Source organism: Pseudomonas sp. B21-032, assembly GCF_024748965.1.
Classification (GTDB): domain Bacteria; phylum Pseudomonadota; class Gammaproteobacteria; order Pseudomonadales; family Pseudomonadaceae; genus Aquipseudomonas.
Genome location: NZ_CP087180.1, coordinates 2,030,620 through 2,044,560, shown reverse-complemented (window position 1 = coordinate 2,044,560; position 13,941 = coordinate 2,030,620). Strand labels below are relative to the sequence as shown.

Genomic DNA, 13,941 nt, shown 5'->3' with positions numbered 1-13,941 from the left:
ATGAGAATGGATTGCTGATCAGTCTCACTACGACGATTGGGCGAAGAAGAACTTGCAATGGGAATTCGAAAATATTTTTTCAGTACTGCGGGTCAGTACACCACAGCCAGCCACGGCAAGTAGGTAACCTTCAGCGCATAGCGCTGTTCAAGGGTGCGCAACAAGCCTTCAGGGTCGTTCAGGTCAAACACCCCGCTGACCTGCAGCGCCGCCAGTTGCTGATCCGACAGCACGATGCGCCCGTGCTGATAGCGCTCAAGTTCGGCCAGCACTTCGCGCAGCGGCTTGCCGTTGAAGATCAGCTTGCCGCGCTGCCAGGCGGTTTGCGCGCGGGCGTCGGGCGAGGTTTCCAGCACCTGCCCGCCTACCTGCGCCTGGCCCTGGGCTACCACCACGCGATTGCGCATGCCATCACGGCGCACGCTGAACACCGCAGCGCTGCCCTGCACCGGCTCGGCGCCGGCATCGACCACGAACGGCCGCGGGTCGGCAGCAGGCTCGAACAAGGCCTCGCCGGCCTTGAGCAGCACGCGGCGCTCACCACTGCTGAATTCCACCGACAGCGCACTGCCACTGTTGAGGGTGACCTGTGAGCCATCGGCAAGGGTGATGCGCTGCTGCTGGCCCACCCCGGTGTGGTAGTCGGCAAGCAGGGCCGGCGCCTGCTGCACGCCGCCGTAGCCGACCACTGCCAACACCAGCGAGGCGGCCACGGCCGAGCCCCAGCGCCGCCAACGTGGCGCCGGCGCGGCTACTTCTGCCGCCGCCCGGGTCTGCCCCAGGTCAGCCCACAGTGCCTCGGCTTCACCCGCAGCCTCGGCATGCGCCGGGCTCAGCGCACACCAGCGCTGGTAGCGTTGGCGGTCAGCGGCGCTGGCGTTGCCCGAATGCAGCAGCACCTGCCAGTCGAGGGCATCATCGGACAAATCGCTGATCGGTTGCGGCGCAGGCATGGCGTAGGCGTCAGTCATGGTTGTGTTTGAGCCAGTCGCGGCAATGGCGCAGGGCCTGGCCGATGTATTTTGCCACCATGCTCTCGGAAACGCCCAGCCGTTGTGCAATCTGCGCCTGGGTCAGGCCTTCGACGCGGTTGAGCAGCAAGGCCTGACGGGCGTTGGCCGACAGTTGCAGCAAGGCTTCATCGAGCAGCTCCAGGCGCTCACTGGCGAGCAACGCCGCTTCCGGTGCCGGCGCCGGGCATGGCACCTGACGCGCCGCTTCGCTGTCGTCGAGGCTACTGCTCATGCGTTGTTCGCGGCGCAAGGTATCGATGGCCAGGTTGCCGGCCACGCGAAAGATGAAGCTGCGTGCATGCAGCACCGGCAGGTCCTGCTGCTCGATCTTCACCAGTTTCAGGTAGGTTTCCTGGGCGACGTCGGCGGCCCGCTGGCGGTCGCTCATGCGCCGGGTCAGGAACTGCAGCAGGTCATCGTAATGTTCCTGGAAGCTTGCAAGCAGCCCGGACACGGGAGACGTCAACATGAAGGATTCGATGGCCAGTGGGAAGAATTAGCGGACGTTAATGAGAACAAGTATCTTTCATAACGTACAGCACTTTCAACGCCGCTGTGCATTTGCCACACTCGGGGCTGTTTTCCTGCGCTGGAGCTATGCCGTGACCCGATACTTACGCCTGTGCTTGGCCCTGCTGTTGATCGGCGGTTTGAACGCCTGCGCCCTGTTGCAGCCCCGCGACCCGGTGAACATCAGCGTGATCGGCATCGAGCCCCTGCCCGGCCAGGAGCTGGAACTGCGCATGGCGGTGAAGATCCGTGTGCAGAACCCCAACGAAACCGCAATCGACTACAACGGCATCGCCCTCAACCTTGAGGTCAACGGCCAGCCGCTGGCGGCCGGTGTCAGCGATCGCAGTGGCAGCATCGGGCGTTTCAGCGAGCAGGTACTGGTAGTGCCAGTGAGCATCACCGCGTTCTCGGTGCTGCGCCAGGCCGTGGGCCTGAGCCAGGTGCGCAGCCTCGATGGCCTGCCGTACACGGTGCGCGGCAAACTGGCTGGAGGCGCCTTCGGGACCCGGCGCTTCAGTGACAGCGGCCGGCTCAACCTGCCACAGCCAGCCAAAGCCACCTGGTGATGGCGTGATGGGCCCGGGGCTTACTTGGCTGCGGCCATCAACTTGTTGACTTCACTGCGGACCATGTTGGCGTACTCGGGCGGCGACATGCCGTCCAGCTCTGCCCGCACCCATTCGGCCCACTTGCCCTTGCGCCGCGGCTTTTCGGCGATGATTCGCGCCGCATCGGCCTTGGCCTTGCCCAGGTTGGTCTGCCAGAGCTCGAACAGGCGTGCTTTCTCGTCCTCGATCTGCGCCCGTTCGGCGAAGCTCTTGTTGGCCAGATTGAAACTCATGAGGGGTGTCCTGCCGCTAGAAAATAGGCGCTATCTTACACTGTAGCCGCCGATGCCCGGCAAACCGCTGCAACTTTCAGCGCCCGCCGGCATCCACTGTTCAATGCCCATCAACTGACGAGGAAGCACCCATGGCCAGGAAAACCACCGTGCAAAGCGATGCCGAGCAAATCAAGGACCAGGCGTTCAGTGAGCTGCAGGCGTTGATCGAGGAGTCGGAAAAACTGCTCAGCGAAAGCGCCGCGCTGGTTGGCGAAGAAGCCGAAACCCTGCGCGCCCAGGTCGGACTGAAACTGAAACAGGCCCGCGACGCGGTCACTGGCGTGCGCAGCAAAGCGCAGCCGGTGGTCGAGGCCACCCAGGACTACATCGGCGGCCATCCGTGGCAGACGGTAGCGATTTCGGCAGGCTTTGGCCTGGTGGTCGGTTTGCTGCTGGGGCGCAGGCCATAAACGCATCGCAGGTCCTGCTCGCTCCTGTAAGAGCAGGCAGGACCTGCGATGAACTCAACGCAAACTCAACGGCTGCACCAGCCCACAGGCAATCGCCATGCCCACCAGCGCCGGCAAATGCTCGGCCTGCATGCGCTTCATGACCCGCGAGCGATAGAGGTCGACGGTCTTCACGCTGACCTGCAACTGCTCGGCAATTTCCCGATTGGTAAAACCCTGCACCAACGGCAGGAACACATCGCGCTCACGGGGCGTGAGGCTGTCGATGCGCGCCTGCACCGCTTCCAGCGGCCCGGCATGACGCGCCTGGCCAAGGGCGGCCTGAACGCTGTCGAGCAGTAGCTGGTCGTTGTAGGGTTTCTCGATGAAATCACAGGCCCCGGCCTTGAAGGCGCGCACCACGATCGGCACATCGGCGTGGCCGCTGACGAAGATTACCGGCAAATCGATGCCGCGGGCGCGCAGCGCTTCCTGCACGCTCAAACCGCCCATACCCGGCATGCGCACATCCAGTAGCACGCACGCCGGTCGATGGCTGTCGCAAGCGTCAAGAAAGGCCTGGCCACTGGTGAACGGCAGCGCCTGCAAGCCCACCGACTCGAGCAACCACAGGGTCGAATCGAGCATGCCCTGGTCATCGTCGACCACATACACCCGCGGTTCCTGCATATCACTCCCCACTGTTGGCCACCGGCGCCAGCCGGCAGCACAAGATCAATCCGCCCGCCTCACCAGGCTGGGCCTGCAAGGTACCACCAAAGCCTTCGATGATACTGCGGCTCATGCTCAAGCCCAGCCCCAGGCCGTCCGCCTTGCTGGTGTTGAACGGGGTGAAGATGCCGTCCAGGCGCTCGGCCGCCACCCCCGGGCCCTGGTCGCTGACGCGGATCGCCAGCCAACCGGCCTCAAGCTTGGCGCTGAGCAGGATACCCGAGGCCCGGCCGTTGTGCTGTTCGCGATTGGCATCAATGGCGTTGCGCAACAGGTTGAGCAGCACCTGCTCGAGCAGCACCCGGTCGGCGTACACCGCGGGCAGCCCGGCGACCACGCGCTGCTCGATGCTCACCTGGTCGCGGCTGGCTTCCCAGTCGCACAGGCGCACCGCTTCGGCCACGACATCGGCAATCGCCAGGGCCTGCAAGCGCCGCGGTTCCTTGCGCAGGAAGGCGCGCAAGCGCTTGATCACCTCGGCGGCATGGGTCGCCTGTTCGTTGATGCGCTGCAAGCCCTGGGCGACCCGTTGCGCCGCCTGTGGGTCGCGCTCAACAGCTTGCAGGTAGCGCAGGCTGGCGCTGGCGTAATTGACCACCGCCGCCAGCGGCTGGTTGATTTCATGGGCGATCCCCGAAGCCAGTTCACCGAGGGTGACCAACCGGGCGCTGTGGGCCAGTTCGTCCTGATGGCGGCGCTGCTGGCTTTCGCGCAGTTCCCGCTCGGTCATGTCGCGGGCCACCAGCGAGTAGTAGCGCTCGCCACCGGCAGCGCGATGGGCCAGCAGCACCAGCGATACCGGAAACGCCGCGCCGCCCTGATGCGGCACCAGCCGCGCCTCGGCCTGCCACACGCCCTGCTGCTCGGCGCGCTGCCAGCCTTCGCTGTGCAGGCGTTGCTGCAGCGCTGGGTCGAGCAAGGCCTGCAAGCCGGGCAGCGGCTCGACCTCCTGCAGCCCCAGGGCCCGGCGCGCCGAACGGTTGAGGTAGCTGAGGCGGCCGTCGCGGTCGCTGAACAGCACCAGGTCAGTGTTGGCTTCGACCACCTCGGCCAGGCGCCGGCGGTTTTCCTGGGCCTCGATGCGCACGCTGATGTCGCGCGAAACGCTGACAATTTCTACCACCGCGCCAGTGTAGGTTTCGCGGATGGCGCGGCTGGCGATCTCGAACCACAGGTAACGGCCATCACGGTGGCGCACCCGCCAGGTCATGGTCTGGTAGCCGTCCTGCTCCAGCGCCTGGGACGCCTGCAACAGCGCTTGCCGGCGATCCTGCGGGTGAAACAGCGACTGCACCGGCACCCCGCGCAGCTCCTCTGGCCAGTAGCCCAACAGGCGGAAGGCGGCAGGCGAAGCATCGATAAAGCGGCCATCGGGCGTGTGCCGGGAAATCAGGTCGGTGGTGTTCTCAGTGATCAACCGGTACAGGCGCCGGGCCTGGCTGGCGTCGCGCTCGCCCTGGCGCTCCGGGGTGGCGTCGCGGCAACGCGCCAGCACTTGCTGGCCGGCGTCATCGGGGATGAAGGTCCAGAGCAGAATCTGCCCGGCCACCTGCGCCTCGACCTCGCTGATCGCCCGCCCCTGCTCCAGGCAGGCGCGTACCAGGGCCCGGTAGTTGCTCGGTAGCCACTGCTCGACGTCACGCTCGGGGCCCATCAAGGCCTGCAAGGCTGGATTGCTGGTCAGCAGACGAGCCTCGGCATCCAGCACCAGGCTCGGTTGCGGGTCCTTGGCCAGCAGCAGGGAAAACGAAGTATCCAAAAACGGTGCCTCTGGGCTTTTATAGTATTTATACCATATTGCTATAGTCTATCTTCCAGTTACCATAGCCATTCGCGTAAAACTTGCGACAGCGGAAGGGCCTGCCCTTCACAACACCTGAACAGAGCTAACAATCAGCCATCGGGGGTTTCAGTTCGCCAATGGGCGGCTGCCTCCTGCACAGGACGACCTCATGTCGATTTTCTCCCAGGGCCTGGCGCCCGCCCCTGTCAATCATGTTGCCTTGAGCCCCTTGAGTTTCATCGAGCGTACCGCCGCCGTCTATGGCCAGTACCCGGCAGTGATTCATGGCGCGATCCGCCGTAACTGGCAACAGACCTATGAACGCTCGCGCCGCCTGGCCAGCGCCCTGGCCGGGCGCGGTATCGGCCAGGGCGATACGGTGGCGGTGATGCTGCCGAACATTCCGGCCATGCTTGAAGCGCACTTTGGCGTGCCGATGATCGGCGCCGTGCTCAACGCCCTCAACGTGCGCCTGGATGCCGAAGCGATTGCCTTCATGCTCGAGCACGGCGAAGCCAAGGTGCTGATCACTGACCGCGAATTTCACAAGGTCATCGAAGCGGCCCTGGCGCTGATGAAATACCCGCCGCTGGTGATCGATGTCGATGACCCGGAATACGGCGAAGGCCAGGCGGTCAGCGACCTCGACTACGAGGCGTTTCTGGCTGAAGGCGACCCCGAGTTCGCCTGGCACTGGCCCGAGGACGAATGGCAGGCGATCTCGCTGAACTACACCTCCGGTACCACCGGCAATCCCAAGGGCGTGGTCTACCACCACCGCGGCGCCTACCTCAATGCCCTGGGCAACCAGATGACCTGGGCCATGGGCAACCATCCGGTGTACCTGTGGACGTTGCCGATGTTCCACTGCAACGGCTGGTGCTACCCCTGGACCGTCACCGCCCTGGCCGGCACCCATGTGTTCCTGCGCCGGGTCGACCCGCAGAAGATTCTTACCCTGATCCGCGAGCACCAGGTCAGCCACCTGTGCGGCGCGCCGATCGTGCTCAATGCGCTGATCAACATGCCCGAGTCGGCCAAGGCAGCGATCGATCACCCGGTCAATGCCATGGTTGCCGGTGCGGCGCCACCGGCCAAGGTCATTGGTGCGGTGGAAGAAATGGGCATCAAAGTCACCCACGTCTATGGCCTGACCGAAGTCTATGGCCCGGTGACCGTCTGCGCCTGGCACGCCGAGTGGGATGAGCAACCGCTGGCTGAACGGGCGCGGATCAAATCGCGCCAGGGCGTGCGTTACCCGACCCTCGAAGGCCTGATGGTCGCCGACCCGCAAACCCTGGAGCCGGTGCAACGCGACGGCAACACCCTGGGCGAGATCTTCATGCGCGGCAACACGGTAATGAAGGGCTACCTGAAAAACCCCGAAGCCACCAGCGAGGCCTTCCGGGGTGGCTGGTTCCACACCGGCGACCTGGCCGTTTGGCATGCCGACGGTTACGTCGAGATCAAGGACCGGCTCAAGGACATCATCATTTCCGGTGGCGAGAACATCTCTACCATTGAAGTCGAAGACACCCTGTACAAACACCCGGCAGTCCTCGAAGCCGCCGTGGTCGCCCGCCCGGATGAAAAGTGGGGTGAAACCCCTTGCGCCTACATCACCCTCAAGGCCGGCTGCGAGGCCACCCGCGAAGCCGAGATCATCGCCTTTTGCCGCGAGCACCTGGCCGGCTTCAAGCTACCGAAGACCGTGGTATTCAGCGAGTTGCCGAAGACCTCCACCGGCAAGATCCAGAAGTACCTGTTGCGCGACTGGGCCAAGGCGCTCTGACCCCCTTTGACAGCGAGAACTGCCATGCCTGAATTCAATGCTCCGCTGCGCGACATGCGCTTTGTCCTTCATGAAGTGTTCCATGGCCCGGCGCTGTGGGCGCGCCTGCCGACCCTGGCCGAGCGGGTCGATGCCGACACCGCCGATGCCATCCTCGAAGAGGCGGCAAAAATCACCAGCCAGCTGATTGCCCCGCTCAACCGCAGCGGCGATGAACAGGGCGTGGCCTTCGAGGCCGGTGGCGTGCGCACCCCGGACGGCTTTCGCCAGGCCTGGCAAACCTACCGCGACGGTGGCTGGGTGGGCCTGGCCGGTAATCCTGAGTTTGGCGGCCTGGGCATGCCGAAGATGCTCGCGGTGCAGTTCGAAGAAATGCTCTATGCCGCCAACTGCAGCTTCAGCTTGTACTCGGCCCTGAGCGCTGGCTGCTGCCTGGCGATCGACGCCCACGCCAGTGAAGCACTCAAGGCCAGTTACCTGCCGGCGCTGTACAGCGGCCAATGGGCCGGCACCATGTGCCTGACCGAGCCGCATGCCGGCACTGACCTGGGGATCATTCGCAGCAAGGCCGAGCCCCAGGCCGATGGCAGCTACAAGGTCAGCGGCACCAAAATTTTCATCACCGGCGGCGACCAGGACCTGACCGAGAACATCATCCACCTGGTGCTGGCCAAGCTGCCGGATGCGCCGGCCGGGCCCAAGGGCATCTCGCTGTTCCTGGTGCCCAAGCGCCTGGTCAATGCCGACGGCAGCCTGGGCGCCAGCAACGCGGTGAGCTGCGGTTCGCTCGAGCACAAAATGGGCATCAAGGCCTCGGCCACCTGCGTGATGAACTTCGACGGCGCCAGCGGCTACCTGATCGGTGAACCCAATCGCGGCCTGGCGGCGATGTTCACGATGATGAATTACGAGCGCCTGTCGATTGGCATCCAGGGCATTGGCTGCGCCGAGGCCTCGTACCAGAACGCCGCCCGCTATGCCTGTGAGCGCCTGCAAAGCCGCGCGGCCAGCGGCGCCCAGAACAAGCAGCAGATTGCCGACCCGATCATCGTCCACCCGGATGTGCGACGCATGTTGCTGACCATGCGCGCCCTCACCGAAGGCGGGCGCGCCTTCGCCACCTATGTCGGCCAGCAACTGGATATCGCCAAGTACGCCGAAGACGCCGATGAACGCAACGCGGCGCAACGCCAGGTGGCCTTGCTGACGCCGGTGGCCAAGGCCTTTTTCACCGACAACGGCCTGGAAAGCTGCGTGCTCGGCCAGCAGGTGTTCGGTGGCCACGGCTACATTCGCGAATGGGGCCAGGAGCAGCTGGTGCGGGATGTGCGCATCGCGCAGATCTACGAAGGCACCAACGGTATCCAGGCCCTGGACCTGCTCGGGCGCAAGGTGGTGGCCGATGGCGGCCAGGCGCTGGCGGCCTTTGCCGCGCAGATTCGCCAGTTCAGCGAAACTGAGCCGCCGTTCCGCCAGCCGCTGCTCAAGGCCCTGGGCGAGCTCGAAGACCTCAGTCAGTGGCTGTGCGAGCAAGCGCGCCATGACCCGAATGCCATCGGCGCGGCCTCTGTGGAGTACCTGCAGCTGTTCGGCTACGTTGCCTACGCCTACATGTGGTCACGCATGGCTGCGGTCGCCCGCGATGCGCTGGTGCAGGACCCGGCGTTCTACGGTGCCAAGCTGGCCAGCGCCGGGTTCTACTTCGAACGACTGCTGCCACGCACCCTGTCACTGCACGCCAGCATTCGCGCCGGCAGTGCTTCATTGTTCGAGCTGGACGCTGCACAGTTCTGAACAATCGCCTGCGCTGCCCGCCAGCGGCGCAGGTCGACCTTTCGTCCGCGATTTTGTAAGCAATCATTGTCAGATCCGCGGTTTTACCGGGTTTTAGCGGTAAAAAATCTTACAACTGATAGTCATTCGCCATTATCTCGGTTCTCGCCCGCCTACCCTGCAAGGTAGAATGGACAAAACCGGGAGTTTCAATGAACCACACCAGTCTCAGCGACGCCGAACACGATGCCATCACCGATGCCGCCGCACAGTGGTGCCTGCGCCTGCAAGCTGAAGACTGTACCGCCGCCGAGCGACGCGCGTTCGAGCAATGGCTGAAAGCCCACCCGCTGCACCTGCAGGAATATCAGGCGATGGTCGAGATCTGGCAAACCGCCGATCACTTGCCACGCAGTTACCCGGACAACGTCGTAGCGCTGCCTCGACCGCAGCGCAGCCAATGGCAACGGTTGGCCAGCGCCGCAGCCATCGCCCTGGTCGCCCTGCCAGCCGGCGCCTGGATCGGATGGGAACAAGGCTGGCTGCCCAATAGCTACCAGTCCCTGGAGACCGGCGAGCGGGTCAATCGCGTAGTGCTCAGTGATGGCAGTGAAGTCGAACTCAACCTCAATACCGAACTGCGCTTCACCAACTACAAGGATGAGCGCCGGGTAACCCTGGTCAGGGGCGAGGCGTTCTTCAAGGTCCGTCACGACAGCCAGCACCCGTTCGTGGTGCACGCGGCCAATGGCTGGACGCGGGTCACCGGCACCCTGTTCAACGTGTGGAAGTATGATGACCAGGTCAAAGTCACCCTGGTCGAAGGCTCGGTGCTGGTCAGCAGTGACGGCAACGCCAGCGACAGCAGCTATCGCCTTGGCCCGGGCATGCAGGCCAGCTACAAGGCCGGCGACTATGAGCCACGTCTGGACCAGACCGCCAACCAGGACAACAGCCTGGCCTGGCGTACGGGCAAGCTGATCCTCGACAACCAGAGCCTGGCCCAGGCCCTGCCGATGATCAACCGCTACCTGGAAAAACCGCTGCTGCTGGCCGATACCGGTACCGGCAGCATCCGCATCAGCGGCATCTACAACACCAGCGAGATCAAGCGCCTGGTCAGCACCCTGCCCAAGGTGCTGCCGGTGTACCTGACCCAGAACAAGAACGGCAACATGGTGCTCAACCGCATCTCGCCGCCGCCCGCCAAAGGCTGAGCCTTGCGCTCAGCCCTCGCCCTGCCCTAGAGCATCATCGCCGCCAGCCAACCGAATGCCAGCAACGGCAGGTTGTAGTGGATGAAAGTCGGTACAACCGTGTCCCAGATATGATGATGCTGGCCGTCGACGTTCAGGCCCGAGGTCGGCCCCAGGGTCGAGTCCGAGGCAGGTGATCCGGCATCGCCCAGGGCACCGGCGGTACCGACGATGCACACGGTGGCCACAGGATCAAAGCCCAGCTGCACACACAGCGGCACGAAGATCGCTGCCAGGATCGGCACGGTGGAGAACGACGAGCCGATGCCCATGGTCACCAGCAGGCCCACGAGCAGCATCAGCAGTGCGCCGACGCCCTTGCTGTGGTTGATCCAGGACGCCGAGGTCTCGACCAGGGTCTTGACCTCGCCGGTGGCCTTCATCACCTCGGCAAAGCCCGAAGCGGCGATCATGATGAAGCCGATCATGGCCATCATCTTCATGCCTTCGGTAAACAGGTCGTCGGTGTCTTTCCAGCGCACGATGCCCGACACCGAGAAAATCAGAAAACCGGCCATGGCGCCGATGATCATCGAATCCAGCCACAGCTGAATAACGAACGCTGCAGCAATGGCAACGCCCGCTACCAGCAGGGTCAGCGGGTTGTAGCTGACCGCCACCTGCTCGACCTGCTCGATTTTCTCCAGGTTGTACACGCGCTTTTTGCGGTAGCTGATGAACACCGCCACCAGCAAGCCGAAGAGCATGCCCGCCGCCGGGATGGCCATGGCATGGGTAACGTTGACGCCGCTGACATCCACACCGCTGCGGCTGACGTTGGCCAGAAGGATTTCATTGAGGAAGATATTGCCGAAACCCACTGGCAGGAACATGTACGGGGTGATCAGGCCGAAGGTCATCACACAGGCCACCAGGCGCCGGTCGATCTGCAGCTTGGTCAGCACGTACAGCAGGGGCGGCACCAGCAACGGAATGAAGGCAATGTGGATGGGCAGGATGTTCTGTGAGGAAATCGCCACCACCAGCAGCAGGCCGATCAGTAACCACTTGACCTTGCCGCCTTCGCCATGGCCTTGGCGATCGACCATGGCCAGGGCGCGGTCGGCCAGGGCGTGGGCCATGCCCGACTTGGCGATGGCCACGGCGAAGGCGCCGAGCAAGGCGTACGACAACGCCACCGTAGCACCGCCACCCAGCCCGCCATTGAACGCCTTGAGCGTGCCTTCGATGCCCAGGCCGCCCACCAGGCCACCGGCCAGGGCGCCGATGATCAGGGCAATCACCACATGCACACGGGACAGGCTCAATATCAGCATGATGCCGACCGCGGCAATTACTGCATTCATTCTGTAACCTCTAGAAACCAGACAAAAAGCGACCGATCCGGCGACAGACTGCCCGTGAGCAGTGGCCGAACGACAGGTATTTTTATGGGAGGGCGCACACTTTGAAGCAGCCCCCCGCACTTGTCAAAAAAAGGCCTTGGCGACCTGCGACAACGTGTCGCTTGAATAGACGAAAACGACGCATTTCAATTGAACGTTTGAATAAAGAAAACGGCATCGCGGCCGACATAGTCGGCAGCCTCAATCTTTCAGGATCAAAGGACTTCGCCATGTCGTTCAGACAACTTTCCATTCAGTGGAAGATCACCCTGCTGGCCGGCCTGTGCCTGGCCGGCATCGTCACCCTGCTGGTGGGACTCTCGCTGTATCGCATGGAGCACAGCACGCAACTGGTCAAGGCCAGCAGCATGCAGATGCTCACCGAAGCGGCCCAGGGGCGCATTGAATCCCAGGGTGAAGTCCAGGCACTGAACATCCGTCGCCAGTTCATGGACGCCTACCAGTACGGCGCCGGCTTCTCGCGCCAGGTGCTGTTTTTGCGCGAGCAGGCCGAAAAACGCTTCCTCGATGCTTTCGACCTGCGCGAAGACATGACCCGCCAGGTGCGCGCGGCCCTGCAGGCCAACCCCGAGCTGCTCGGCCTGTCGCTGGTGTTCGAGCCCAACGCGCTGGACAACAAGGACGCGTTGTTCGTCGACCAGAAAGACCTGGGCAGCAACGAGAAAGGCCGCTTCGCCCTGTACTGGTCGCAACCGACCCCGGGCCAGCTGACCTCGATGGCGCTGCCCGAACGCGACATGAATGACACCAGCATCGGCCCCAGCGGCGAGCCGGCCAACACCTGGTCGGTATGCCCGCGCACCACCGGCAAGGTCTGTGTGATCGAGCCCTACTTCTATGAGATCAACGGCCAGCAGGTGCTGATGACCAGCATCGTGTTCCCGCTGAAGGCGGCCGACAAAGTCATCGCCACCCTGTCCATCGACATCAATCTCAACAGCCTGCAGGCCATGAGCCAACAGGCCAGCCGCAACCTGTACCAGGGCCAGACCCAGGTCGGCATCCTCAGCCCCGTGGGCCTGCTGGCCGGCTACAGCCCGGACGCCAGCAAGCTGGCCCAGCGCCTTGACCAGGTCGACAGCGAAAAAGGCGCCGAACTGATCCGCCTGCTCGGCGACAGCACGCCGCTGCACAGCATCCACCACAATCAGCGCCTGAAAGTGCTGGCCTCGTTTGCGCCAATACCTGGCGGCAAGCCCTGGGGCGTGCTGCTCGACGTGCCGGAAAGCGCCCTGACCGGCCCGGCCGAAGCCCTCAAGCAAGAGCTCGACCAGCGCAACACCAGCGGCACCCTGATGGAATTGGGCCTGGGCCTGCTGGCGGCCATCGTCGGCTTGTTGCTGATCTGGTTGATGGCGCGCACCGTGACCCGGCCGATCCTCGGCGTGGCGGCGATGCTCAAGGACATCGCCAGCGGCGAAGGCGACCTGACCCGGCGCCTGACTTACGACAAGCGCGACGAACTGGGCGAACTGGCCGGCTGGTTCAACCGTTTTCTCGACAAGCTGCAACCGACCATTGCCGAGGTCAAGCGCTCGGTCCAGGCCGCCCGCGATACCGCCGACCAGTCTTCGGCCATCGCCACCCAGACCAGCGCCGGCATGGAGCAGCAGTATCGCCAGGTCGACCAGGTGGCCACCGCTTCCCATGAGATGAGCGCCACCGCCCAGGACGTCGCCCGCAGCGCTGCGCAAGCCGCCCAGGCCGCCCGCGACGCCGACCAGGCGACCCGCCAGGGCCTGGCGGTGATCGACCGTACCACCAGCAGCATCGACACCCTGGCTGCCGACATGAGCACCGCCATGAGCCAGGTCGAAGGCCTGGCCGAGAACAGCGAGAAGATCGGTTCGGTGCTGGAAGTGATCCGCTCGATTGCCGAGCAGACCAACCTGCTGGCCCTCAACGCTGCCATCGAGGCCGCGCGTGCCGGTGAAGCCGGCCGTGGTTTTGCCGTGGTTGCCGACGAGGTGCGCAACCTGGCGCGCCGGACCCAGGAGTCGGTAGAAGAAACCCGCCAGGTCATCGAACAGCTGCAAGCCGGTACTCGCGACGTGGTCGGCGCCATGGACAGCAGCCATCGCCAGGCCCAGGGCAGCGTCGAGCAGGTCGGCCAGGCAGTCACCGCCCTGCAGCAGATCGGCAATGCGGTCACGGTGATCAGCGACATGAACCTGCAGATCGCCAGCGCCGCCGAAGAACAGAGCGCGGTGGCCGAAGAAATCAACAGCAACGTGGCGACCATTCGTGATGTCACCGAATCGCTGTCGGAACAGGCCAACGAATCGGCGCGGGTCAGCCAGTCACTCAACAGCCTGGCCAACCAGCAGCAGGGGCTGATGGATCAGTTCCGGGTGTAGAAACTTCACGGGGCAAGCCTGCTCCTATTCATCTGTAGGAGCAGGCTTGCCCCGCGATCGGTCTACTACACTTGCCGGACTCC

At 64.0% G+C, this 13,941-nt stretch carries 11 protein-coding genes and 2 pseudogenes; 7 read left to right on the top strand and 6 right to left on the bottom strand.

The genetic code is table 11. The features are described 5' to 3' along the window. Positions 1-92: 92 nt before the first annotated feature. Together LOY54_RS09400 and LOY54_RS09395 are read right to left on the bottom strand one after the other, a co-directional pair. Positions 93-971 (bottom strand): FecR domain-containing protein, encoded by an 879-nt coding sequence (locus LOY54_RS09400; protein WP_258610219.1) that lies wholly within the window; start codon positions 969-971, stop codon positions 93-95. Between the two features lie 7 nt (positions 972-978). After that, positions 979-1,482: pseudogene (locus LOY54_RS09395) on the bottom strand (RNA polymerase sigma factor); the annotation flags it as partial. 133 nt (positions 1,483-1,615) lie between these two features. Here LOY54_RS09395 and LOY54_RS09390 point away from each other — a divergent pair. Then, entirely contained in the window at positions 1,616-2,092 is a 477-nt protein-coding gene (locus tag LOY54_RS09390) for an LEA type 2 family protein (protein ID WP_258610218.1), read from the top strand. Positions 2,093-2,112: 20 nt separating this feature from the next. Here LOY54_RS09390 and LOY54_RS09385 read toward each other — a convergent pair whose 3' ends face one another. After that, positions 2,113-2,367 (bottom strand): hypothetical protein, encoded by a 255-nt coding sequence (locus LOY54_RS09385; RefSeq protein ID WP_045201352.1) that lies wholly within the window; start codon positions 2,365-2,367, stop codon positions 2,113-2,115. A 131-nt stretch (positions 2,368-2,498) separates the two neighbouring features. Between LOY54_RS09385 and LOY54_RS09380 the strand changes: the two genes are divergently transcribed. Continuing rightward, positions 2,499-2,819, top strand: coding sequence for a YqjD family protein (locus LOY54_RS09380; RefSeq protein ID WP_045201351.1), 321 nt, complete (start codon positions 2,499-2,501; stop codon positions 2,817-2,819). 54 nt (positions 2,820-2,873) lie between these two features. On the opposite strand, the gene LOY54_RS09375 is transcribed toward LOY54_RS09380, so the two are convergent. Next, a complete protein-coding gene (locus LOY54_RS09375; RefSeq protein ID WP_258610217.1) occupies positions 2,874-3,488 on the bottom strand; it encodes a response regulator transcription factor in 615 nt (204 codons plus the stop codon). Position 3,489: 1 nt separating this feature from the next. Beyond that, positions 3,490-5,289 carry a PAS domain S-box protein gene (locus tag LOY54_RS09370; RefSeq protein ID WP_309475664.1) on the bottom strand — a complete coding sequence of 600 codons (1,800 nt, stop codon included), beginning with the start codon at positions 5,287-5,289 and terminating at the stop codon, positions 3,490-3,492. A 193-nt stretch (positions 5,290-5,482) separates the two neighbouring features. On the opposite strand from LOY54_RS09370, the gene LOY54_RS09365 reads away from it, so the two are divergent. The 3 genes from LOY54_RS09365 (at position 5,483) to LOY54_RS09355 (ending at position 10,095) form a co-directional block, all read left to right on the top strand. Further along, positions 5,483-7,105 (top strand): acyl-CoA synthetase, encoded by a 1,623-nt coding sequence (locus LOY54_RS09365; RefSeq protein ID WP_045201348.1) that lies wholly within the window; start codon positions 5,483-5,485, stop codon positions 7,103-7,105. 24 nt (positions 7,106-7,129) lie between these two features. Next, positions 7,130-8,899 carry an acyl-CoA dehydrogenase C-terminal domain-containing protein gene (locus LOY54_RS09360; RefSeq protein WP_258610216.1) on the top strand — a complete coding sequence of 590 codons (1,770 nt, stop codon included), beginning with the start codon at positions 7,130-7,132 and terminating at the stop codon, positions 8,897-8,899. A gap of 191 nt (positions 8,900-9,090) precedes the next feature. Continuing rightward, a complete protein-coding gene (locus LOY54_RS09355) occupies positions 9,091-10,095 on the top strand; it encodes a FecR family protein (protein ID WP_258610215.1) in 1,005 nt (334 codons plus the stop codon). A gap of 26 nt (positions 10,096-10,121) precedes the next feature. Here LOY54_RS09355 and LOY54_RS09350 read toward each other — a convergent pair whose 3' ends face one another. Continuing rightward, on the bottom strand, positions 10,122-11,441 hold the full coding sequence (locus LOY54_RS09350; protein ID WP_258610214.1) for a Na+/H+ antiporter family protein: 1,320 nt from the start codon (positions 11,439-11,441) through the stop codon (positions 10,122-10,124). A 269-nt stretch (positions 11,442-11,710) separates the two neighbouring features. Between LOY54_RS09350 and LOY54_RS27605 the strand changes: the two are divergent. Both LOY54_RS27605 and LOY54_RS27600 read left to right on the top strand, forming a co-directional pair. Further along, positions 11,711-13,000 (top strand): annotated as a pseudogene (locus LOY54_RS27605) (HAMP domain-containing protein); the annotation flags it as partial. Between the two features lie 102 nt (positions 13,001-13,102). Continuing rightward, positions 13,103-13,858, top strand: a complete 756-nt coding sequence (locus LOY54_RS27600) for a methyl-accepting chemotaxis protein (protein ID WP_371128684.1) — start codon at positions 13,103-13,105, stop codon at positions 13,856-13,858. Positions 13,859-13,941 lie beyond the last annotated feature (83 nt).